A 23167-nucleotide genomic window follows, 5' to 3' on the forward strand; every position below is an offset into this window, starting at 1 on the left:
TCAGAAAGTCAACTAGCAATGTTAATTTATTTTCCAACTCATTCTCAAAACTTAGATCCAACCTATTCAGCTAAATCCTTGTTTTTCAACAAGTTTTAATCAACATCACCGCCGATGGATGTGCATTATAGGCTATTTATTTTCTTACGCAACTACTTTTTCAATCTTTTCTATTTGTTTGTATAGTTAATAAACCAATGACACATTAACTATATGTTTTTTATATACAATTTTTATTTGTATAAACCTTTAACTCTTGTCACTGTCTAAATAAGACAAAATCATTGCACTTAATTCCCGCTTAAGCTGTTGTTCTGAAATAAGAAAATCATTGTTGCTTACAAACCTCATCATTGTGAACAAGGTACTATTAATAATCACAAAAGATTTATGCTTGAGTGTTTCAAAGTCCCAATGACGATAAAAACGATTAAATACATATAAACCAACTTCAAAAAAATGCTTTTCTAAAACCTTTGCTGCTTCTGAATTGTTATAGCCATGCCAATGCTTGAGGACTTCAAAGAAGAAACCATTATCTTCTCTCATTACATCAAATCCGAATTGAAGACTAACATCGACTAAGGTTTTTAAATCCATTTCTTCTTGATTCATCGCCAGCGCTTTAAGTGACAAACCTAAGTTTTCACTCTTACGGCGTAACAATTCTAAAATTATCTGATCTTTATTTTCGAAATATTGATAGATAGAGCCTACGCTAACCCCTGATTTTTCAGATATTTTTGGCGTAGTGACTTGATCTAGGCCCATTTCAGAAATGCATATCAGAGTCGCTTCCAAAATACTATCGACTACCAGCTTTGCTCTTTGTTGTTGTGGTCTTTTTCTCATAGCTGCCATTCTAATAATGCGAATTGAATGCGAATAAATATTCATATTAATCTTTGATCAAACAATAACCAGATTAATTACACCATGTCAAATTTTAGCATTCCAAAACGTATGGCTTCATATGAGCGAATGAAGCGTAGCGATCTATTGTCCAAGCTTCTACACAAAATGACCGATCAAAACTTCATTCCAACTTATGCTGAATATTTAGAGTTAAATAAAAGTTTACATACGGGTGATGTGCCGATGGATCGCTTAATGGATTGGGTGATGACCAATCCACGCGAAAATCGAAAGCTTTTTGAAACAGCCTTATATCAAGGCTTAGATGCTCTTCCCAAACCAGTCCCTGAAATCAAAGCATTCTTTGATCTCGTGGAACAACAGCCTGTTTGGTTCGATCAAGAAAAAATTGATCGTGCAATTCAATTCACACATCGTTTAGGCTCGAATGTCACTTTTATTATGCGTGATCTCGCGCTAATGACTGGATATCAATACCCTGGCTTTAATCAACCTTTAATTTTAACAGGTGCTCTAAGCAAATATGCAGGCAAGCGCTTAGCAGAAACGCATAAATGGTGGCTAGATGTTACTAAGCCGAACGGATTTCAACGCTTTAATGATGGCTTTACTTCAACAATTTTTGTGCGTTTCATCCATTCTTTAGTTCGCTACCATCTAAAAAAATCTAAAGATTGGGACTGGGATATTTGGGGAATGCCGATTAACCAATATGATCAGACAATGACAAATATTGCTTTCAGCGGTGTAATGCTTTTAGGTATTCGAGCAATCGGTATTTTTCCAACTAAAAGTGAAGTCGATGCGATTATGCATTTTTGGAAATATACAGGCTGGTTGATGGGTGTTGACGAACACTGGCTGATTGATAAAGAGTCTGAAGGCTGGAAATTATTGCAATGGATGAATTATGCTCACCCTCAAGTGGATGAAAGTAGTCGTCAGCTTGCAGTAAGCCTATCCAAAGAACCATTTGAACGCGAATATAAACATTTTAAACGTTTCATGCAGAAGAAAGCCTACCAGAATCACTTAGATGTTACCCAAATCTTTATGGGCCGTAAAAAAATGAAAAATTTAGGGCTTAAGCCTCGAATACTGCCGTGGTATCCACTGTATCTACTGACCAAAAATACTGTGATTTATGCTGGCGCAAAAAAAATACCAAAGCTTGATCTTTATTTACAGCGTAAAGGGCGATCACAACAAGAACAAGCTCTCGATTTATATCAAAATGCAGGAAAACAGCTGGCAAGTATGCATCAATAAATAAAAAACCGAGCTAAGGCTCGGTTTTTTGCATGTATATTTTTAAGCCATTTTTAATGTTGCCTCTTGCTCAGCTCGAAGTGCTGATGGAGAGCGTGCTAGATAATCCAAAGCTTGTTGAGTATTACCTTCTTGCACAGGATGAAACTTTGGACTAAACCAACGGATAGTAGCTAAAGTTAAATGACTGAAGGTAGGAATATGATCGGTCTTACGACTAATTTTTTCCATTTGCATAATGAGTCTTAAAGTACCCATATGTCTAAACTTACCTGCATCTTTATCTTGTTTCAAAAATTGTTTTGCCGCCTTCAACCCAAACCGCTGCCATAATAGGGAAGATAAAGGTCATCAAAGCATTTTTTGAAATTTGGAAATTAAACTCTGATTCAAACATATGTTTAAACAAATCATACGCAACCGTACGATGTTCAACTTCTTCAGCAAGATGCCAACGGAATAGATCAGCCATGATTGGATCGGCTTTATCCAATGAAGTATTGTCCAAGCTCCACTGCCCTGCCACACCAGTATAGTGCTCAATGGCTGCAATCACACCCAGTCGGAAGATTAACCAACGTTTTTCACCAACCACTTTTTTCATCATTTTGATACCTACTGGATTTTCTCCCAAAAGGATTTCAAAAAGATAATGCATGCGTTGAATGAACGGCTTTACATCTAATCCATGTTGATCAAAATAAACTTGTGCATGTTGATGAGTACGACCATGAATCGCTTCTTGCTGAATAAAACCTTTCACGTCAGCTTTTAATTGTTCGTCTTTGACGAACGGTAAAGCTTTATTAAATACACGGCAAAACCAAAACTCCCCCGCAGGCAAGATCATATGTGCAGTATTCAACATATGGGTGGAAACAGGGTCATTTTCAATCCAATGCTTTGGAATATGATTGAAATCAAATTTTACTTTACGACCATGTAGTTGATGAACCTGACTCATTGTTGTCATTTTATTATCCATTACATCTTTTTTATTATTTTTAAAATAATGATAACCTCATCACAATATCATTTAAGGACATTCATATTTTATGTCTGACAATTTTAAAGAAAACACCCATTTAGACGGCGATCTAAATGGGTGTTAGGCTTAATACGTCAAATAAACTGAATATGACTAGAACTTCATACTCACACGCGCCCAATAATTACGTCCTATATTATTAAATTGCTCATTCTGTGCAAATCCAAATCCAGCACTACCTGCTTTATTTAAGTGTTCCGTATAAACTTTATCCAGAACATTATCAATTCCAATACTCAAATCAACACCTTGATGAATTTGATAAGTACCATTTAAAGACAGCGTCGAGAAACCTGAACTCGTTTTAAAGTCCTTACCTACAATATTACCTTGATTAATACTGACACGATCCTGCCCATCTACCACACGCCACAATAAACCTAAGTTAAAACGCTCTTGCACATATCTTAAATTTACACGTGCTTCCAACGGAGATATTTGAGGTAAAGGTTGATGATCAGTTGTGTTTTTTCCCCAAGCATACATCGCACTAAGATCTGCCTGAACAGCATCGGTAAATTGATAACCTATTCCAGCTTCTGCCCCTGCGATTGTCGCATCGACATTTCTAGAATCAGCAGCATTTTTACCATGACCAGTCATTTTTGCTGGGTCATAATTCAATAATATGAAATCATCGATCAAACCGGCATAAGCTGATGCCCATGAACTGAATGCCCCGTGATTATGTTGGTATCCAACATCCAACTGTAAGGTTTTTTCTGTTTCTAAATCCTTGAAGGTAGCAACAGCATTGCCTTGATAATCTGTCTTAAACAACTCCCAATAATCTGGTACGCGCTCTACATAGCCTAGACCAACATAGGTTTTAGCATCATGCTCTGGATGCTGATTTTCAAACCGTATAAAACCACTTGGTAATGTTTCCTGACGTTCTTGAACCATTTTTAAGTTTTTAATCTTAACTTGATCAACCCGAACACCTGTGACCAACTTATTATGATCATTCAATGGATATGATAATTCAGTGAACCCACCATAAGATTGAAACTTCATATCCTCTGTTAGTGGAGTATTCATCATTGGCATGCTTGAATGATACATTCCACCAGCATGTTGATTATTCTGAGTATCAACACCCGTAATGAATATTGCTTTATCCCACTCCATCGTTGTGGCTAAACGTGCATTCAAAGTACGACGTGTCACATTCATAGCGCGATCCGCGCCATCGACATCACGCAAACTAAAATTATCCATCACATGATCATTAAAGTTGTAATTGACTTGCGCCTCAACTTTTTTAACTACCTCTGAGAGATTCTTTTTCTCAAATCTTAATCCCAAGCTCTCGCGGGCAAATTTAGAACCATCCATATCTCGCCCAGCATATACAGCCTCACCATCAGCCTTACCGCCAGTTAACTCGATCCATGTATCTGCATTAGGTGTCCAGCCCAATGCTAAATCTGCATTCCATCGTTTCCAATCTGATGGTACGGTCGCCCCATTACCATCTTGATAACTATTTGAGACTGATCGGTTGCTATTGATTCGAATATATTTTTGTTCATCTCCTACCGCTGCCTCAATATTTTGGTCTAAACGCCCAAAAGAGCCCATTAATACACTTGCCTGACCTCGATAATTTTTTTCATCATTCAATTGTTCTGGGCGTCGCTCGAAAATCACTGTTGCTGCTGAACCTGTGTTGGCGTACTGGACAGTTTGGGGACCTTTAATCACCGAGATTCGATCATAGCTCTCAGGTGAGATATACGAAGTCGGTGAATCCATACGACTCGGGCATGCGCCTAAATTTTCAGTTCCATCTGTTAGAATTTTGATTCGTGATCCAAACATTCCACGAAAGGTCACATCACCGTTCGTACCTGCACCACTATTTACGCTGCTAAACCCTACAATACTTTGTAAGTAATCTGCGCCATCCGACGCAGGAATAGGCTGAATGGGTTGCTTCGGGTTTGCACGTACAATCAAGCCATTAGCATCATTACCTTGTAGAGCTGTAGCAACAATTGGCGCTAAGTTCGTCATGTGTGTATCAGGTGTTGGATTTGAAGCTGTAGATTGGACTTCAGCAAATGAAGTTTGCGCAATAAAGGCAATGGAAATCGCAGCCGCTAGTGGCTGTAAATAGAATTTTGGCTGAGCCATGATATATTCACTCAAAATTTAAATATGACAATGCTAGAGTCATTCAAGACCCTAAAAATAAAGACAATATTTAAGAAAAGAGTGGCGGTGCCCGACCTTGAGGTAAAAGGAATAAACGCTGTAAGTCGAAATAAATATGTTTGAACGCTTTTTGGAATGCGATCAAACGTATATTTAAACGTACAAAAACTTCTTTAACATTCAGCTCAGGTGGCAAAATCAAATTACCAAATACAGTACAGTATTGGCATTGATGGTTTGGGTCATGATGATCGTGCCCACTATGCGAGGATTCAACATAGCGCTTAAACTCATGATGTTCATGTAACGCATGTGAAGTGGAAACATGATGAGCGTGATGAACGAGCGTGGTAAGACCAGAATGACTAGGTTGTTCGAATAAGGCACGGGTGATCGTTTCGCAGACCGGCGCAATTTGGTATTGCGCTGGAAGCAAAGGTTGAAGAAAAACAGCGATCTGTAATAATACTGCTGCGAAACTCAGCAGCAACCCATTGCGGAACAAATTGTCATTCCAAATAAAATTTGAGCAATTATAACAAAGCCCAATCGAAATTGGGCTTTATCAACATATTTAAAATTCTTAGAGAATTAACGCTTTACAGCAACTTTTTCTTTTTGACGCTGACGAACGACTTTTTCTACCTTTTCACGCGCTCTTTGGCGTTTTAAAGGAGATAAATAATCAACAAATAATTTTCCGTTCAGATGATCCATTTCGTGCTGGATACATACTGCCAAAAGACCATCAGCTTCTAATTCAAAAGCTTGCCCTTCTAAGTTAATTGCGTCAATTTTGACGCGTGACGGACGCTCAACTTTATCGTATATTTGTGGAACTGATAGACAACCCTCTTCATAAGGTTGGGTATCTTCAGTTAATGGGGTGACTTTAGGATTAATAAAAACCATCGGCTGATTTTTATCTTCAGACAAGTCCATGACGATAAGCTGAATATGATGATCAACTTGGGTTGCAGCTAGACCAATACCTGGTGCTTCATACATGGTTTCAAACATGTCTGCAGCAAGTTGACGAATTTCATCCGTCACTTCCTCTACAGGTTTGGCAATAGTACGCAAACGGGGATCAGGAAAACTTAAAATTGGTAATAAGGCCATGCTGCTCCTCACCGGCTATGCCATTGATCTTAAAAATTAAATGAAGTTAATGCTTCATCAAATAATACGTGTAATATGCGTATTATAGCGCAAATAGATACATAATTTTAGGAATTATGATAATGAAAAAGGTTTTCAATGGCATGGCTTTTTCACATGCTCTGGGGTTAAAGAAACACTGCCTTTCACTTGCAATTTGCATTAGTGCGGGCTTGTTTACCGCGCAAATGACACAAGCCAGTCCAAATGTAAGCCCACCATCGATTAAGGCCGGTGCTCCTCACGTTTATGTGGTCAAAAAAGGCGACACTTTGTGGGACATTTCAGGTAAATTTTTGCGCTCACCTTGGCGTTGGAAAGAAATTTGGGCATCCAATAAACATGTCAAAAATCCACACTGGATCTACCCGGGTGATCGCTTACTACTCTGTACATTAGATGGGCGTCCACTGATTGGTAAAGATGAAGGTGACGGTTGTGAAGGCGTTATTCGTCGTCATCTTGGTGCTATCAATCTAAAACCTCAAGTACGTGTTGAAAGCTTAGGGAATACCATTCCAATTATTCCCTTGGATGATATTCAACCTTGGCTAGAAAGAAGTATTATCGTTGCGCCTGATGCTTTGCAAAGCACACCTTATATTCTCGGTTCGGCAGATCGTCGTATCGTTGCTGGGGAAGGTCAAACAGTTTATGCACGTGGTCAAAGGATTAACCCTGGACAAAGCTACGGTGTTTATCGTGAAGCTGAACCGTATGTTTTCTTAGATGAAAAAGGGAAAAAATACACAGGTGCACTTGAACTGATTGAGGTAGCTACTGCAGTCGCTGTTGCCAACGAAAATGAAATTTCAACTTTAGAGCTTAAACAAAGTTTTAATGCCGAAGTTCGTCGCGGTGATTACGTTTTACCTAAATTTCAAAATGAATTACCAAGCCTCTTCTATCCAACGGCAACAACGGATATTCAGCCAGGCGGTCAAGTGATTCGTGTTATGGGTTCTATTGGTACAGCAGCTCAACATAGTGTTGTCACCATTAACCGCGGAAGCGTTCACGGTGCAAAAAATGGTCACGTGTTAAGTATTTTCCAACAAGGCGAAGTGGTTAAAGATCCGAAGACCAAAGAAAATATTCAACTGCCTAATCAGCGTGTGGGCAATTTAATGATTTTTAAAACTTTCGATCAATTAAGTTACGCTTACGTGCTAGACAGCGCACTTCCAATTAAAGTAGGTGCTGTATTAGAACCATCACCAATGGTTGAAAATTAAAATTAGGTGCGGATATGTTGAACGAGATTAACGACCATCAGTTGGCTTATATTAAACTCTGGTACCTCGTTCAACATTAACTCAGTGCTTATCAAAAACTTGTTCAGCATTTTGGTTCAGCTCAAGATGCTGTACAGAAAAATCATCTAAATCAATGGCATCAGCTCAACTTACATAAAAACCATATCGAGCGTGCATCTCAATTTTTCTCTGATCAACAGCAACAAGAATTTGAGCGAATTCTGTATCAAATTCATCAACATTCTGATTTTATGCTCACTGAGCAAGATCCAGACTATCCTCAGCAATTGATGCCCTATCATGACCGCCCCCCAATTTTATTTGGGAAAGGTAAAGCACAGCACTTGTCTGAAGCACAAATTGCCATTGTTGGAAGCCGTAAACCAAGTCCACATGGCAAACAAGTCGCATATGATTTTGCGTATTATCTGAGTGATCAAGGTTTTTATATCACGAGTGGATTAGCACAAGGGATTGATGAAGCAGCCCATCAGGGTGCTTTGCAACATGGCAGAACAATCGCCGTTATCGGCACAGGGTTAGATTTAATTTACCCATCACAAAATCGCCCATTACATGATCAAATCTTGAAGCAGAACGGGACCATCATTTCTGAGTTTTTACCCGGGACAAAACCGCTTCAGCATAATTTTCCACGCAGAAATAGAATTGTAAGTGGCTTAAGTTTAGGGATATTGGTAGCGGAAGCTCAATTGGGCAGTGGTTCATTAATTACGGCCCAAGCTGCTGCAAATCAAGGTAAAACGACCTTTGCGATTCCAGGTCATATTTATAGTGAATTTCATCAAGGTTGCCATCAGTTGATTCGTGAAGGTGCCATCTTAGTTGATCATCCTGAGCAGATCCTTGAAGATTTAGCCCTGCCGACTCAATGGCAGCATCAACAAACATCACTGTCACGAAAAAACAATCCTAATGAGTTCCAAAATGACGAAATAGTTCATTCAGTAGACCATCCAAAGTTAAGTAAGCATGAGGATGATGAACATTCGATTCCTATACATTTGTTAGCTGTATTTCAACAGTTAGATTGGGTTGGTCGCGATCTCGATCAAATTGCAGCAACCCTTGATTTAGACACCGCGACACTCACCAGCCACTTGATGGAGTTAGAACTTTTAGGACGCTGTATTCAACAATCTGGGTTATACCTACGTTGCCGTAATTAAAATTAAGGTTCACAATAGTCTTTTCAATCAAGAGAATGGTGAACGCTTATGTTAACAACCTCAGTTGCTGAGGCTGCTCAATGTCTAAAACAAGGTCAAGTTTTGGCTTATCCTACAGAAGCAGTATGGGGCTTAGGTTGCGACCCTTTTAATGAAAATGCTTTTAAAGAAATTTTAAGATTAAAACAACGCCCTATCGAAAAAGGGGTGATCTTACTGGCTGGTCAAGTCAGTCAGGTTGAACATTTATTATCAAAGCTGCCTCAAGACCGCCGCGATGCGGTGATTGAAAGTTGGTCACAAACATCTTATCAAGATCGCGCCACAACATGGCTTCTCCCAGCTGATGAGCAAATACCACTTTGGATTCGAGGCAAACATCCTAAGGTTGCTATCCGAGTCACCAACCATCCTCTTTGCATCGCACTGTGTAACGCATTTGATGGGTTCATTGTTTCAACCAGTGCAAATCCTGCTGGTTTAGACCCCGCTCGCTCATTGCAAGAAGTCAATCAGTACTTTGGTGCTGAATTAAATTATTTAAATGGAGATTTAGGCCTGAGCCAAGAACCTAGCCGAATATTAGATGCAGAAACTGGTGATGTCATTCGTGCTTAAACAGCATGATATGCTGAGACCTAAAACTTATTATTTAAGACAAAAAAAAGCTCAGTCATAAAGGTATTGACTGAGCATATAAAAGGATGTGCTAATCACATCCAGAGGGTTCAGAAATTCATCTGTACAGAAAAAGAGTGTATTATCGCTTTCTCTGCAGTACGCATATTATGCTACAAAAAAAAATATTACACAATTACTAAGACTTAGAGTTTCAAATCATCATTTTTCTTATAAAGATTAATTATTAGTTCAATTGATATAATTAAGTACCTATTTTTAATTATTAATTTTACTTTTTAAAAAGCCTAATGATAGTTAATTTAGATCAATAAGCTTTTATAGATTTTAAGTATAATAAAAAAATAAATCGATTGTCTGTTTTTTAAACACTCTTAGCCTTTATGAATGAAGTTTTTTTCTGTGCTAAAGCAATACCTATCAAAATCACGATTCCGCCTAAACTGTGATAAATCGTCCATGCTTCTTTTAACCAAACATAAGCAATAATGGCGGTAAAGATTGGCATTAAGTTCATAAAGATGCTGGTTCGATTTGGGCCTAAATGTTGAACAGCCAACATCCATACTAACGGCGCAATAATCGAAGGGAAAATTCCCGCATATAACACACTCAAGCCGTTATCCAGATCAATTGCATCGAGACCCAATACGGCAACGAATGGTAAGTGGTACAACACTGCAAAACCAATCTGAATATAAAGACTAATCATTAAAGGGAGCTCGAGTTGCCACTTTTTGAGAAATACACCATAAAAAGCATAGAAGAATACCGCGACGATCATAATCATGTCGCCCCAATGCCCACCCAGATGCATCAGTGTATCTAGACGCCCCTGACCGATAACATAAATCAGGCCGATAAATGATAAAATACTACCCACCACTGCAAATCGAGTTGGAAACTCTTTTAAAATCATCAGTGAAACAAAAATGGTGAAAATTGGAATAAAGGCATTAATTATGCCCATATTGGTTGCAGTCGTGTAATGTGCTGCGGTGTAAGCTAACCCCTGATAAAGCACCATACCAAATGCACTCAGCACTGCTAATTTCACTATATTTTGTCGTACCAAAGTACGCTGTTTGATGACTTTAGGTAGAATAAAGGGTGTTAAAATCAAAAAGGCAATAATCCAACGATAAAAACTAATACTGACAGGTGAAATATACTCTGCAACATATCGTGTAATAGCTATATTCAACGACCAAATCAATACAGCAATGACTGGCAATGATAGAGCCCAGAGCAAATGCTTTTTTTCAAATGTCATATTTTCATCCTAATTTTTATTTAATCGTTAAGATCAAGTTTTCATCAATTTTTAGACTTTTTCATTCCATGAAACACACTCCCCTTCATTGTTAATGACTGCAGAACAGCCATCTAAGTCTGAGATTTTTACTTAAAAAATTAAGTAGAGTGCTGTTCTATTTTAAAACACTTTTCACTTTTTTACAGGGATTCCTCTACAAAACAACACTAGAAGCTGTGTGTGAGCTATGAGATCGTAAATGCTTGAATTTTCCCATCAACGGGTTAACTGAATTTTTTTTAATGTGCTTCATCGTGAATGTAAGTGCATTGAACCGAGCATATAAAAAGGATAAATTATGAAAAAACTTCTCATTGCATCAATATGCACTACAGCTGTTTTTCTAACCGCTTGTGATAAAAAGTCTAACGATCAATCCTCACCTACTGCCGCTGAAACGGTTCAAAGCAATACATTAAGTACCAATGTAAATGCAGATATTCAACATGACTTAGATTTACTGGATCAAATTTCAAATACAAAAGCTCAAGAGGCTTTGGCATTTCAAAACGAAGTGACACAAGCTGCGCAAAACAATAATAAAGCTGAATTAGACGCAGTGGTTGAGAAGATGGATAACTATGTGGATCAATTTAATGATGATCTGGACAAACTTGCGCTCAAAAGTACTGAAGGTGCATCTCTTCGAGATAAAATGAAAGAATCGAATGAGCTTGGATTGGACCTCGCAGAAGCAGGTGTTAAAGAAAAGCCTGATATGAATGAAATCACTGAACTACAAAAGAAAGCTGTTGAGTTACAACAAAGCTTGTTACAGGACATGCAGAATCTTAAAAACCAAGTCGGGACAAAATCTTAACTCATAGAGCAGGCCGTCAGGCCTGTTTTTTTTCAATGTAGACACCTTGGTGAGATCTATATGCCATGGTATTTTCAATCTACATATTTTAAGTACTTTATGATTAGGACATTGAAATGGCTTCAGTTTATAACATTCCAGTAAATAGAATTCAGGGTCAGGCTGTTGATTTATCGCAATACGAAGGCAAAGTATTATTGATCGTGAATGTAGCATCTAAATGCGGCCTTACGCCACAGTACGAAGGTCTGCAAAAACTCTATAGTGAAAAAAAACAACAAGGATTCGAAATTCTTGGTTTTCCTTCCAATGACTTTCTTGAACAAGAACCAGGAAGCAATGAAGAGATTGAACAATTTTGTTCAGTGAATTATCAAGTGGACTTCCCTCTTTTTGCGAAAATTCCAGTGGTTGGGGAGAATAAACATCCGCTATATGAAACTTTAACAAATGCCATTCCAGAGCGTCTTGGTGAGGGGCCTTGGTGGAAAGATCTGGTTGATTATGGTTTAACGCCTAATAATCCCCCTGAAGTATTATGGAATTTTGAGAAATTCTTAGTTTCAAAAACAGGGGAAGTCGTTGCTCGTTTTGCACCAGACATCACTGCAGATGATACGCGTATTGTTGATGCAATTAATGCTGAACTGGCGAAATAATCTCATCAAGATCAAGTGACGATCTTGTCACTTGATTATTTCTTATTCAATTCAATAGACCTCTTGCGAAAGTCGTTATTGCAAGTTCATCCGATTTACCAGTGCAGCGATTAAGTTAATGCGTAAACCGAATCTTTTCCGTCTATTTCGATAGCGTTCACTTAATATTCTAAATGTTTTCAATTGACTATTAATATGTTCGATCACAACTCGTATTTTTCCAATCATTTTATTGTACTTTTTCTCAACATCAAATAAGGGTAAATTCTTCTTTTTCTTTATTGGCATCAATAATTTAAAGCCATCTTGCTCTAATCCGTAGTACCCTAAATCGGTCATAACATATTTACAATGTTTGAATTTTTTAACCGTTTTTCTTGCCAATTTAATGTCATGCTGACTGCCATTCGATATATCTAGCCCTATGATTTGTTTGCTGTTCGGATGGTAGATCACTTGTGCTTTTAGCGTATGTTTCTTCTTTTTACCACTGTAGAACTTACTCTGATTTTTTTTTCGGACGTTCTATTGAACATTCTGTCGCATCAATAATGACCCAGTTAAACTGTTCGTCTGCTGTGGTAATGCTTCGTTTTGGCAGAGTAAACCGTCTTGATTTCATCAATGCATCTTCAACCTTTTTAATGGTTCGATTCACATTACTTTCAGCGATATGGTAATTTGCAGCCAACTCCAATTGAGTGCTGTAATTCCGTAAGTAATTGAGTGTTAATAATAATTGATCCTCTATAGCTAAAGTATGAGGACGCCCAGATTTCTTTTTAAGTGATTCTACTTCTTTTAAAACTTCGATCATTTCACTAAAAACTGGTCGAGGTACACCAACCAAGCGCTGGAATTCAGAATCTGAAAAACGATTTAATTTGTGATATCTCATGAAATTTAGATTGAGGTGGTTTTTTACTTTCGCAAGAGGTCTAATAAATATCTTCATTAATCTGTCAAAATCATAAGTTACTCTTTCACATCAAGATTTTTGTTATTGCTTTGCAAATATTCAGATTTAACTCATATTTGTATCGTATCTTGGAATGAAGTGATTAACGATTTGGTTTTATTAATGAAAGTATTTCAAAGCATTATTACCCCTTTTGCATTATTTGGCTTCGGTCTCGTGATGTTAGGTTGTCAGCCGCAAACCCAACACGATCAAGAAAAGGAAACAACAGCAGCTAATGTTGAAGAATCTTCCCCTGTCCAAGTCACTGATCCTACTGACTTAAAATCAGGCAATATGTTTTATATTGTGCGTGATGTGGCAGATGTACAACTTAAAGCAGGTGGATATATTGAGCAAATTCAACAGCTACAATCTGATTTAGAAGAAGCTGTAAATAATAAAGATCCACAAAAGTTAGATCAGTCAGTGCAAAGTTTAAAATCTCAATTACTGGGCTTTAATGAGGCATTGACAGGACTTGACCTAAAAAGCCAAGAAATTTCCCAGATTCGTTCGAATATTTTAACGGCAAATGAAAATGTATTAGCTTCACCATTACTAAACGGCCAAGTGAATTTAAACAACATCGATTTTGCAGCTTTAGAAAAGCAAATGGGTAATATCCAAGGTGAAATGGTGAAATTAGCCAGTATGCTTTTGACTCAGTCCGGATCATCTACAGAAAATAATCAAGCCGAGGATTGATATACATTATTCTCACAAAATAGACATGGTGGAGTGAGGGATTTCTCTTTAATTTGAATCTTAAATAATTCAAATATCATGGAGTCGGCATGTCTACCTCACCCATCTATAATATAACTCCTATTACTTTTCGTTTAGATTTAAAAGATCCTTTCATCTTTACTGCTCATCATATTGATCACTACCCTGCCGGGAATGCTGAAATGGGACCAGTTCATCCTGCAATCAATCAAGAATTCAATATGTATTATGGTAGTGTTGTTCCCGGCTTTCCCGAACATCCGCACACGGGTTTTGAAACTATTACTTTGGTGGAACAAGGTTATGTCGACCATTTTGATTCCTTGGGTAATGGTGGACGATATGCTGCAGGCGATGTGCAATGGCTAAGTACGGGAAATGGTGTTGAACACTGTGAAATGTTCCCGTTAATTCATCAGGATCGAGAGAATCCTTTTGAATTATTTCAAATTTGGTTTAACTCATCTCCAGAACAAAAAAAACAACCTGCTGATTATAAAATGTTTTGGCGTGAACAAATTACTCATGTGAAAGTGACTGATCACCAGTCTCGCAGCATTGATGTACGAGTTATTTCAGGACAATATCAAAATCAAAATGCATTAAGTCGCCCACCACACTCTTGGGCAGCTGCAGCAGAAAATAAAGTGAATATATACTTAATTACTTTAGAAGCTGGCGCACACCTTGAAATTCCAGCCACGACCGCAACCTCTACTCGATTTGCTTACTTTTATCAGGGTTCAACTTTAAATATTGCTGATTCACCCATTCAATTTAAACATCTTGTAGAGCTTAAAGCTGACACCGAAATTCAACTTGAAGCAGGTGATCAAGAAGCGAGAATCTTATGGTTAGAAGGTGAACCTATTGGTGCACCAGTTGCAATGCGAGGGCCTTTTGTATTGAACAGCAAAGAAGAACTTGATGTTGCATTCAAACGATATCGTGAGACCCATTTTGGTGACTGGCCTTGGCCAAGCGATGCTCCAACGTTTTCACGTGAAACACCTCGTTTTGCCAGCTATGAAGGTGGTAAACGCAAGGAATATCCTGAAAAAATGAGTTCAGATGGGGCTTAACAAGGTTTAAATATTACAGTATTCATCTTTGCCCAATGCTCGTTTAATATCCTGTTCAAAACGTGCATTGGGAAAAGGATAACGTTGAGGCAAATACAAGGTAAATCTTGTCAACGTAGGTGATAGCTTTTCTACAGTTGCCTTATGAACATATTCACCACGTTCTGTTCGAGCAAATAGGGTTGCCATTTCAATATGCTCTTCAAGCTTATTTTCAGTAAAGACTAGATCATCATCACGTGTGAAACCGATACATCGACGATATGCTTGTCTCAGATTTTGAAATACGCTGAGATAATCCAACTCAATTTCAGCACTTAAACCATTTTTATATGAGTTGGCAACCAAGGCCGCTTCAGTAGGTTCATTGGGCTGACTTAAATAATAATTTTGACATGCGGTGAGCTGACTGAAGGTGAATATGCTTAGCGCGATAATTAGACTTTGACCATACATTATTTTATTTGGATTTATTAGACTTATACCTGAATTGTAGCAAAGTCTAAGCCGTGATTTAATTCAGCTTTATACTTTTAATGTAATTGAACCATGCAACTGATCATCTTCACTGGAGTTCAAGCTTCGGGCAAATCAAGCTACTATCTTTTACATTTGGCACATTCACATTTAAGAATTAACTTAGACATGCTAAAAACTCGCCATCGGTAAAACATGATCTTTGAAACCTGTCTAGCCTCTAAAACCAAAACGGTGATCGACAATACCAACCCAACCAAAGCAGATCGCGCTCGTTATATTCGACGTGCCAAAGCAGCAGGTTTCGAAGTGATTTCATATTACTTTGAAACAGATTTGAAAAGTACGCTAGAACGCAATGGTCAACGAAGCGGTAAAGCCAATATTCCTGAAGTCGGTGTTCGAGCAACATATAAGAAGTTAGAAGTACCTGATTTTGAGGAAGGGTTTGATGAAATACATCATATTAAGATAAAAGGTGCAGGTGAATATCACCATTTAATCTTAGACTCCAAATAATAAAGCGACCCGAAGATCGCTTTATTTCAAAGACTCTATTGTTTCACCACCACTAATTTTTTTTGTACAAATTCATGAAAACCTAAATCTGCCAGTTCATGACCATAACCAGAATTCTTTACGCCACCAAATGGTAATTCTGGAGCAGTATCCGTTAACCAATTGATCCACACCATTCCTGTTTCAATTCTCGAAGCTAATTTTTTTGCACGCTCTATGTCTTGAGAGTGAATGACACCCCCAAGACCATAATTAGAATCATTGGCGATTTCAACGATTTCATCCTCATTTTCCGCAACATAAATCTGAGCAACTGGCCCAAAGAATTCTTCGTACCAAGCCTCATTATCTCGACTAATATTTTCTAAAATTGTCGGCTCATAGAAATAACCATCATGATCAATTGCTTTTCCACCAATAACCAATGATGCACCCTGCTGAACTGCTTTATCCACTTGTTTAATCAAGTTTTTAAGCGCACTTTCCGATGAGAGTGGTCCCAGTGTGGTACTACGGTCTAATGGGTCGCCAATTTTCAGTGCTTTAAATGCTTCAATTAAACCCGTTCTAAACTGATCAGCGATGTCTTTATGCAAAATAAATCGTTTTGCTGCAGTACACACCTGCCCTGTATTATTTACACGTGCTTTACAACCAATCTCAATCGCTTTGTTTAAGTCCGCATCATCCAGCACGATAAAGACATCATTCCCACCCAATTCAAGCGTAGACTTTTTAATGTGTTTGCCTGCTTGCGCAGCGACCGCACTACCCGCTCCTTCTGAACCAGTTAATGCAACACCACGCACACGTTTGTCTGCAATAATATCTGAGACTTGATCGGTATTGATAAATAGATTAGTCCAAACACCTTTAGGCGCTCCTGCTTCTAATACAAGTTTTTCAAATGCTTCAGCACATTGCGGAACGATACCTGCATGTTTGGCCAATACGGGATTTCCAATACCACAGTTTGGTGCAAATACACGGACCAATTGATAAAATGGGAAATTCCATGGTTCGACAGCCATGATAATACCTAATGGATGATGCTCCACCCAAGCTTCACCTAACTCAGTTTTATAGGGGACTGATTTCAGAAATTGTTCAGTATTTTTTGCATAGTACTCAGCAATTTGAGCACAGGATTCGATTTCACCTTCACTTTGCTCAATGAGCTTACCCATATCTAAAGTAATGAGTTTGGCTAATTCACTCTTTTTCTCTCTAAATAATGCTGCCAAACGTTGTAAAACTTTTACGCGATCATCTACATTTTTTACCCAATCTGATTTAAGAATAGATTCGGCTGAATCCAAAGCACGATCAATATCTTGTTGTTGGTGTGATGGATATTCTTTGTATACAGTATTGGTAAATGGGTTAATGGATTGATAACTCATAATTCTTCCCTTCATGCCAATAAATTTATTAATGCTTTGGATCAAAACAATCCTTCATTATCAAACATGAAAATAATTTATTACCCTCATGCTTACTTATCCAAGCTATCATTAAAATCTTTGAAAAAGGATGAATATTACACAATCTCTCAGTCTGTTACTTAACTATTGAATTTCAGATAACATTCATAAAAAAACCACCATTACAGGTGGTTTTTCAATCTTGAACTGTCTTTTATTGAGCGAGGTTTTTGATTTGATTTACCATTATGAAATTAATTTTTTTTCTCAGAAAACGAATTAGTGATTTTAAATCATGTGTTTTTCTAAAAAAGTTCGGATTTTCAATTAACTGATACATGAAATAAAATGCTAGAAAAAACTTAGAAATATCTGAAATGAAATGTAAATTTCCTTGTGTCAAATTAGATATTGCTAAACACATAAAAAAAACTAACTGTAACATTAGTACAATTATTGAAATTATTTTTATGACAGGATTATCCACAATAGAATCATTGATTGTTTTCATTGTAAAACCCTTAACTTATTATCAGTAAATTATGTTTAGCACAAGTTTTTCAAACTTACAATAACCCATAAAAAAACCACCCTTTCGGGTGGTTTTTCAATCTCAAACCGTCTCTTATTGAGCGCGGTTTTTGATTTTGCGGATGGTTTCCAACTGTGCAGCTGTTTCTGCAAGCGCAGCCAAAGCAGCAGCAGCGTCCAAATCGCTCTTTTGATTTGCTAACAAAGTTTCAGCATTTTTACGTGCTTCAACGATTGCAGCTTCATCTAAGTTTTCTGCACGGACTGCAGTATCTGCAAGAACCGTAACAACATGCGGTTGAACTTCAAGAACACCACCAGATACATAGATTAATTCTTCTGTACCATTCTCCAACTGAACGCGAATCGCGCCCGGTTGAAGTAAAGTTACTAATGGAGCATGGCCAGGCATAATACCTAACTCACCACCAGCACCTTTAGCAATTAGCATAGTTACAGTGCCTGAGTACAAAGACTCTTTAACACTTACAACGTCACATTGCATAGTCGCCATGAGAACCTCCTAAATTAGGTAGCTAATTAAAGTTTCTCGGCTTTAGCAATAACTTCGTCAATACCACCAACCATATAGAACGCTTGTTCTGGGATGTGATCGTATTCACCAGCTAGAAGACCTTTAAAGCCACGAATAGTTTCTTTAAGCGGTACAAGTTTACCAGGAGCACCAGTAAACACTTCTGCTACGTGGAACGGTTGAGAGAAGAAACGTTGGATCTTACGTGCACGGTATACAGTAAGTTTGTCTTCTTCTGACAATTCGTCCATACCAAGAATTGCGATAATGTCTTTCAATTCTTTATAACGTTGAAGAACGTTTTGAACTGAACGAGCGATTTCGTAATGCTCGGTACCAACAACTAATGGATCTAATTGACGTGAAGTAGAGTCAAGTGGATCGATCGCAGGGTAAATACCTTGTGAAGCGATGTCACGGCTCAATACAACTGTCGCATCCAAGTGAGCGAACGTAGTCGCTGGAGATGGATCCGTTAAGTCATCGGCAGGTACGTATACAGCTTGGATAGATGTAATCGAACCAGACTTAGTAGAAGTAATACGTTCTTGAAGAACACCCATCTCTTCTGCAAGTGTCGGTTGGTAACCTACTGCAGATGGCATACGACCTAGAAGTGCTGATACTTCAGTACCTGCTAGTGTATAACGGTAGATGTTGTCTACGAACAATAATACGTCACGGCCTTTACCGTTTTCGTCTTTTTGATCACGGAAGTACTCAGCCATAGTAAGACCAGTTAACGCTACGCGTAAACGGTTACCTGGTGGCTCGTTCATCTGACCGTAAACCATCGCTACTTTGTCAAGAACGTTAGAGTCTTTCATCTCGTGATAGAAGTCGTTACCTTCACGAGTACGCTCACCAACACCAGCGAATACAGATAAACCTGAGTGCGCTTTAGCGATGTTGTTGATCAACTCCATCATGTTTACAGTTTTACCAACACCGGCACCACCGAACAGACCAACTTTACCACCTTTAGCGAACGGGCAAAGTAAGTCAATGACTTTAATACCAGTTTCTAAAAGGTCAGTAGAAGCAGCTTGTTCTGCATAAGAAGGCGCTTGACGGTGAATCGGTAAACGCTCTTCAGTTGCAACAGGACCAGCTTCATCGATCGGGCGACCAAGAACGTCCATGATACGACCAAGCGTCGCTGGACCAACTGGTACAGAGATCGGAGCGTTAGTGTTAGTTACGTTCAAACCACGTTTAAGACCTTCTGTAGATCCCATCGCAATTGTACGTACAACGCCGTCACCAAGTTGTTGCTGAACTTCTAATGTAGTTTCAGTGCCATCAACCTGAAGAGCGTCATAGATCTTAGGAACACTGTTGCGTTCAAACTCGACGTCGATAACCGCGCCGATGATCTGAATGATACGACCGCTACTCATTGCTGTCTCCTCAATTCAAAATAATGTTAAACGGCAGCGGCACCACCAACGATCTCAGAAATTTCCTGAGTAATCGCGGCTTGACGCAGCTTGTTATAAATAAGTTGTAGGTTCTTGATCAATTCACCCGCGTTATCCGTTGCAGCTTTCATTGCAACCATACGAGCAGATTGCTCACACGCGATGTTTTCGATCACACCTTGGTATACCACAGACTCGATATAACGAACCAATAAACCATTTAAAAGCTCTTCAGCTTCTGGTTCATAGATATAATCCCAACCGTATTGGCGGTTAAGAGTCTTGTCATCTTCAGCAGCTGCTAAAGGAACAAGTTGTTCGATTTTTTGATTTTGAGTCATGGCATTCACAAAGCCGTTAGACACCAAATAAATGCGATCTAATTCGCCTTTATCGTATGCATCCAACATGACTTGTACAGAACCAGACAACTGTTCAAGACTTGGAGTGTCACCCACTTGAGTGGTTGCACCAAGTACTTTACCGCCGTAGTTTTTAAAAAACGAAACCGCTTTTTGACCAATCAAAGCAAATTGAACTTCAATTGACTGCTCTTGTTGCTGTTGAACGTGTTTTACCACTTTCTTGAACAAGTTAATGTTCAAACCACCAGCAAGACCGCGATCTGATGACACGATGATATAGCCAACGCGCTTAACTGGGCGTTCAACCATATAACGATGTTTATATTCAGGGTTCGCTTGTACTAAATGAGCAATTACACGGTGCATATTTTCGGCATACGGACGGCCCTGAGCCATGCGCTCTTGCGCACGACGCATCTTAGAAGCTGCTACCATCTGCATCGCGCGAGTAATTTTCTGCGTGCTTTTGATACTAGCTACTTTGGCGCGAATTTCTTTTAAATTTGCCATACGCTTAACCTAGTATTCGAAGGCCCTTTCGAGCCCTCGAAGGTTGATTCCGTGAACCAAACCGACACTAAATTTCAACAGTTTGAAAATTAGTAAGTTTGAGTCGCTTTAAAGCTTTCAATACCAGCTTTGAATGCTGCTTCGATGTCTTTGTTCCAATCACCAGTTTCATCGATCTGTTGCATTAACGCAGCATGTTCAGAACGGAAGTAAGAAATTAATGCAGCATCAAAGTCTACAATTTTCTTCACTTCTACGTCAGCCATGTAGCCTTCGTTAGATGCATATACAGAAACAGCTTGGTCAGCAATTGAATATGGAGCATATTGTTTTTGCTTCATTAATTCAGTTACACGTTGACCATGCTCAAGTTGCTTACGAGTTGCTTCATCAAGGTCAGAAGCGAACTGAGCAAACGCAGCCAATTCACGATATTGTGCTAAAGCAGTACGGATACCACCAGACAATTTTTTGATGATCTTAGTTTGAGCAGAACCACCAACACGAGATACAGAGATACCCGCGTTCACAGCAGGACGAATACCTGCGTTGAATAATGATGTTTCTAAGAAGATCTGACCATCAGTAATCGAAATTACGTTCGTTGGTACGAATGCAGATACGTCACCCGCTTGAGTTTCAATAATCGGTAATGCAGTTAATGAACCAGTTTGGCCTTTAACTTCACCGTTAGTGAATTTCTCAACATAGTCAGCAGATACACGAGAAGCACGTTCAAGTAGACGACTATGAAGATAGAATACGTCACCTGGGTAAGCTTCACGACCTGGTGGACGGCGTAAAAGCAATGAAATTTGACGATACGCAACTGCTTGTTTAGACAAGTCATCATAAATGATTAACGCATCTTCACCGCGGTCACGGAAGTATTCGCCCATTGTACAGCCAGAGTACGGAGCAAGGAAAAGCATTGCTGCTGGATCCGCTGCCGCTGCTGCTACAACAGTCGTATACGCCATAGCGCCAGTTTCTTCTAACTTACGTACAACGTTTGCGATAGTTGATTGTTTTTGACCAACTGCAACGTAAATACATTTAATGCCAGAATTCTTCTGTGCGATGATCGCATCGATCGCCATTGCTGTTTTACCAGTTTGACGGTCACCGATGATTAATTCACGTTGGCCACGACCAACTGGAATCATTGTATCAACTGATTTATAACCAGTTTGTACAGGCTCATCTACCGATTGACGCCAAATTACGCCTGGTGCAACTTTTTCAACTGCATCAGATAATTTTGCATCAATTGGGCCTTTACCATCAATTGGGTTACCCAAAGCATCTACTACACGGCCTAAAAGTTCTGGACCAACCGGAACTTCTAATACACGACCTGTGCAACGAGCTTTTTGACCTTCTTGAAGGCTTAAGTAGTTACCTAAAACAACGACGCCCACTGAATCCTGTTCTAGGTTCAGTGCCATACCGTATAAGCCGCCGTCGAATTCGATCATTTCACCGTACATTGCATCAGCAAGGCCGTGAATACGCACAATACCGTCGGAAACCATAACAATGGTTCCTTCGTTCTTAGCGGTCGCGCTGGTGTCCAGATCGCCGATACGCTGTTTAATGAGCGCACTGATCTCGGATGGATTCAGTTGTTGCATTGCGCTATACCTCAATCTTTATTAAGTTCAGTCTTCTTTTTACGCAATTATGCAAGAAGACGAGTCCGCATTTTTTCAAGCTTATTAAGCGCAGAATCATCTATCACTTGGTCGCCTGCACGAATAACAACACCCGCGATTAAAGCTGGGTTAACTTCTACTGAAACATTTACAGCTGCGTTGAAACGTTTCTCTAACGCAGATGCAAGTAATTGCTCTTGTTCAGCAGAAAGTGGTAATGCAGATTCAATCACGACATCTACCACATTGTTATTTTGTGATTTAAGAAGTTCGTACTCTGCTTCAATCTCAGGTAACAAAGTTAAACGATCATTTTCAGCCAAAAGTGTCAAAAAGTTAGACACTTCAGCAGTTTGATCTGCACCTAAAACCTTAGCAAATAAACTTACTTGCTCCACAGGAGTAAGCTCAGGGCGACTCAAGTAAGCGGAAAATGCTTCATCTTGCACCGCAGCACTAAGCACTTGTAACACATTTGACCAATTGTCAGTTGCACCTTGCTCAGAAGCGAAAGCAAATGCTGCTTTAGCGTACGGGCGTGCTAACGTCAAGAGTTCAGCCATAATCG

Annotated in this window: 20 protein-coding genes and 3 pseudogenes; 9 read left to right on the forward strand and 14 right to left on the reverse strand. The window is 38.9% G+C overall.

The window, feature by feature from the left end; genetic code table 11:
* Positions 1–249: 249 nt before the first annotated feature.
* A complete protein-coding gene (locus FTV32_RS13440; RefSeq protein ID WP_035268244.1) occupies positions 250–852 on the reverse strand; it encodes a TetR/AcrR family transcriptional regulator in 603 nt (200 codons plus the stop codon).
* An 84-nt stretch (positions 853–936) separates the two neighbouring features.
* Here FTV32_RS13440 and FTV32_RS13445 point away from each other — a divergent pair, with 84 nt between their 5' ends.
* On the forward strand, positions 937–2145 hold the full coding sequence (locus FTV32_RS13445) for an oxygenase MpaB family protein (RefSeq protein WP_180028935.1): 1209 nt from the start codon (positions 937–939) through the stop codon (positions 2143–2145).
* A gap of 42 nt (positions 2146–2187) precedes the next feature.
* Here the strand turns inward: FTV32_RS13445 and FTV32_RS13450 are convergent.
* The 4 genes and pseudogenes from FTV32_RS13450 to def form a co-directional block, all read right to left on the reverse strand.
* Positions 2188–3109 (reverse strand): annotated as a pseudogene (locus FTV32_RS13450) (metal-dependent hydrolase).
* Positions 3110–3286: 177 nt separating this feature from the next.
* Positions 3287–5332: a TonB-dependent copper receptor gene (locus tag FTV32_RS13455; protein WP_180028936.1), complete on the reverse strand. Its 2046-nt coding sequence runs from the start codon at positions 5330–5332 to the stop codon at positions 3287–3289.
* A 70-nt stretch (positions 5333–5402) separates the two neighbouring features.
* On the reverse strand, positions 5403–5858 hold the full coding sequence (locus FTV32_RS13460; RefSeq protein ID WP_218947422.1) for a DUF2946 domain-containing protein: 456 nt from the start codon (positions 5856–5858) through the stop codon (positions 5403–5405).
* Between the two features lie 86 nt (positions 5859–5944).
* Positions 5945–6475 carry a peptide deformylase gene (gene def, locus FTV32_RS13465; RefSeq protein WP_035268228.1) on the reverse strand — a complete coding sequence of 177 codons (531 nt, stop codon included), beginning with the start codon at positions 6473–6475 and terminating at the stop codon, positions 5945–5947.
* Positions 6476–6597: 122 nt separating this feature from the next.
* Between def and FTV32_RS13470 the strand changes: the two genes are divergently transcribed.
* The 3 genes and pseudogenes from FTV32_RS13470 to FTV32_RS13480 all read left to right on the forward strand — a co-directional run bounded on the left by FTV32_RS13470 (position 6598) and on the right by FTV32_RS13480 (position 9578).
* On the forward strand, positions 6598–7749 hold the full coding sequence (locus tag FTV32_RS13470) for a LysM peptidoglycan-binding domain-containing protein (RefSeq protein WP_180028937.1): 1152 nt from the start codon (positions 6598–6600) through the stop codon (positions 7747–7749).
* Positions 7750–7763: 14 nt separating this feature from the next.
* Positions 7764–8960 (forward strand): annotated as a pseudogene (dprA, locus tag FTV32_RS13475) (DNA-processing protein DprA).
* A gap of 48 nt (positions 8961–9008) precedes the next feature.
* Positions 9009–9578, forward strand: coding sequence for an L-threonylcarbamoyladenylate synthase (locus FTV32_RS13480; protein ID WP_035268223.1), 570 nt, complete (start codon positions 9009–9011; stop codon positions 9576–9578).
* Between the two features lie 385 nt (positions 9579–9963).
* Here the strand turns inward: FTV32_RS13480 and FTV32_RS13485 are convergent, their stop codons facing one another.
* Positions 9964–10872 carry a DMT family transporter gene (locus FTV32_RS13485; RefSeq protein WP_035268220.1) on the reverse strand — a complete coding sequence of 303 codons (909 nt, stop codon included), beginning with the start codon at positions 10870–10872 and terminating at the stop codon, positions 9964–9966.
* A 340-nt stretch (positions 10873–11212) separates the two neighbouring features.
* On the opposite strand from FTV32_RS13485, the gene FTV32_RS13490 reads away from it, so the two are divergent.
* Positions 11213–11734, forward strand: a complete 522-nt coding sequence (locus FTV32_RS13490; RefSeq protein WP_035268218.1) for a hypothetical protein — start codon at positions 11213–11215, stop codon at positions 11732–11734.
* Between the two features lie 116 nt (positions 11735–11850).
* Entirely contained in the window at positions 11851–12393 is a 543-nt protein-coding gene (locus tag FTV32_RS13495; RefSeq protein ID WP_035268217.1) for a glutathione peroxidase, read from the forward strand.
* A 75-nt stretch (positions 12394–12468) separates the two neighbouring features.
* Here the strand turns inward: FTV32_RS13495 and FTV32_RS13500 are convergent.
* A protein-coding gene (locus FTV32_RS13500) for an IS5-like element ISAba27 family transposase (RefSeq protein ID WP_180028938.1) occupies positions 12469–13291 on the reverse strand; the annotation gives its coding sequence in 2 pieces (ribosomal slippage) (positions 12469–12909 and positions 12911–13291; 822 coding nt in all).
* 183 nt (positions 13292–13474) lie between these two features.
* Between FTV32_RS13500 and FTV32_RS13505 the strand changes: the two genes are divergently transcribed.
* Both FTV32_RS13505 and FTV32_RS13510 read left to right on the forward strand, forming a co-directional pair.
* Complete coding sequence (locus FTV32_RS13505) at positions 13475–14059, forward strand: hypothetical protein (protein ID WP_035268242.1); 585 nt, start codon at positions 13475–13477, stop codon at positions 14057–14059.
* Between the two features lie 89 nt (positions 14060–14148).
* Positions 14149–15162 (forward strand): pirin family protein, encoded by a 1014-nt coding sequence (locus tag FTV32_RS13510; protein ID WP_035268215.1) that lies wholly within the window; start codon positions 14149–14151, stop codon positions 15160–15162.
* Positions 15163–15168: 6 nt separating this feature from the next.
* On the opposite strand, the gene FTV32_RS13515 is transcribed toward FTV32_RS13510, so the two are convergent.
* Positions 15169–15618, reverse strand: a complete 450-nt coding sequence (locus FTV32_RS13515) for a hypothetical protein (RefSeq protein ID WP_035268213.1) — start codon at positions 15616–15618, stop codon at positions 15169–15171.
* Between the two features lie 93 nt (positions 15619–15711).
* Between FTV32_RS13515 and FTV32_RS13520 the strand changes: the two are divergent.
* Positions 15712–16158, forward strand: a pseudogene (locus tag FTV32_RS13520) (AAA family ATPase).
* A 35-nt stretch (positions 16159–16193) separates the two neighbouring features.
* Here the strand turns inward: FTV32_RS13520 and FTV32_RS13525 are convergent.
* The 6 genes from FTV32_RS13525 to FTV32_RS13550 form a co-directional block, all read right to left on the reverse strand.
* Positions 16194–17561, reverse strand: a complete 1368-nt coding sequence (locus FTV32_RS13525; RefSeq protein WP_035268208.1) for an NAD-dependent succinate-semialdehyde dehydrogenase — start codon at positions 17559–17561, stop codon at positions 16194–16196.
* A 646-nt stretch (positions 17562–18207) separates the two neighbouring features.
* A complete protein-coding gene (locus FTV32_RS13530) occupies positions 18208–18627 on the reverse strand; it encodes a F0F1 ATP synthase subunit epsilon (RefSeq protein WP_035268205.1) in 420 nt (139 codons plus the stop codon).
* A gap of 26 nt (positions 18628–18653) precedes the next feature.
* Positions 18654–20048, reverse strand: a complete 1395-nt coding sequence (gene atpD, locus FTV32_RS13535; RefSeq protein WP_035268203.1) for a F0F1 ATP synthase subunit beta — start codon at positions 20046–20048, stop codon at positions 18654–18656.
* 26 nt (positions 20049–20074) lie between these two features.
* Positions 20075–20944, reverse strand: a complete 870-nt coding sequence (gene atpG / locus FTV32_RS13540; protein ID WP_035268202.1) for a F0F1 ATP synthase subunit gamma — start codon at positions 20942–20944, stop codon at positions 20075–20077.
* An 89-nt stretch (positions 20945–21033) separates the two neighbouring features.
* Positions 21034–22578, reverse strand: a complete 1545-nt coding sequence (gene atpA / locus FTV32_RS13545; protein WP_035268197.1) for a F0F1 ATP synthase subunit alpha — start codon at positions 22576–22578, stop codon at positions 21034–21036.
* Positions 22579–22625: 47 nt separating this feature from the next.
* The gene (locus tag FTV32_RS13550) at positions 22626–23162 is read right to left on the reverse strand and encodes a F0F1 ATP synthase subunit delta (RefSeq protein ID WP_035268194.1); all 537 of its coding nucleotides are present in this window, start codon (positions 23160–23162) and stop codon (positions 22626–22628) included.
* Positions 23163–23167 lie beyond the last annotated feature (5 nt).

This window comes from Acinetobacter sp. YH16032 (assembly GCF_013417345.1).
Taxonomy (GTDB): Bacteria; Pseudomonadota; Gammaproteobacteria; order Pseudomonadales; family Moraxellaceae; genus Acinetobacter.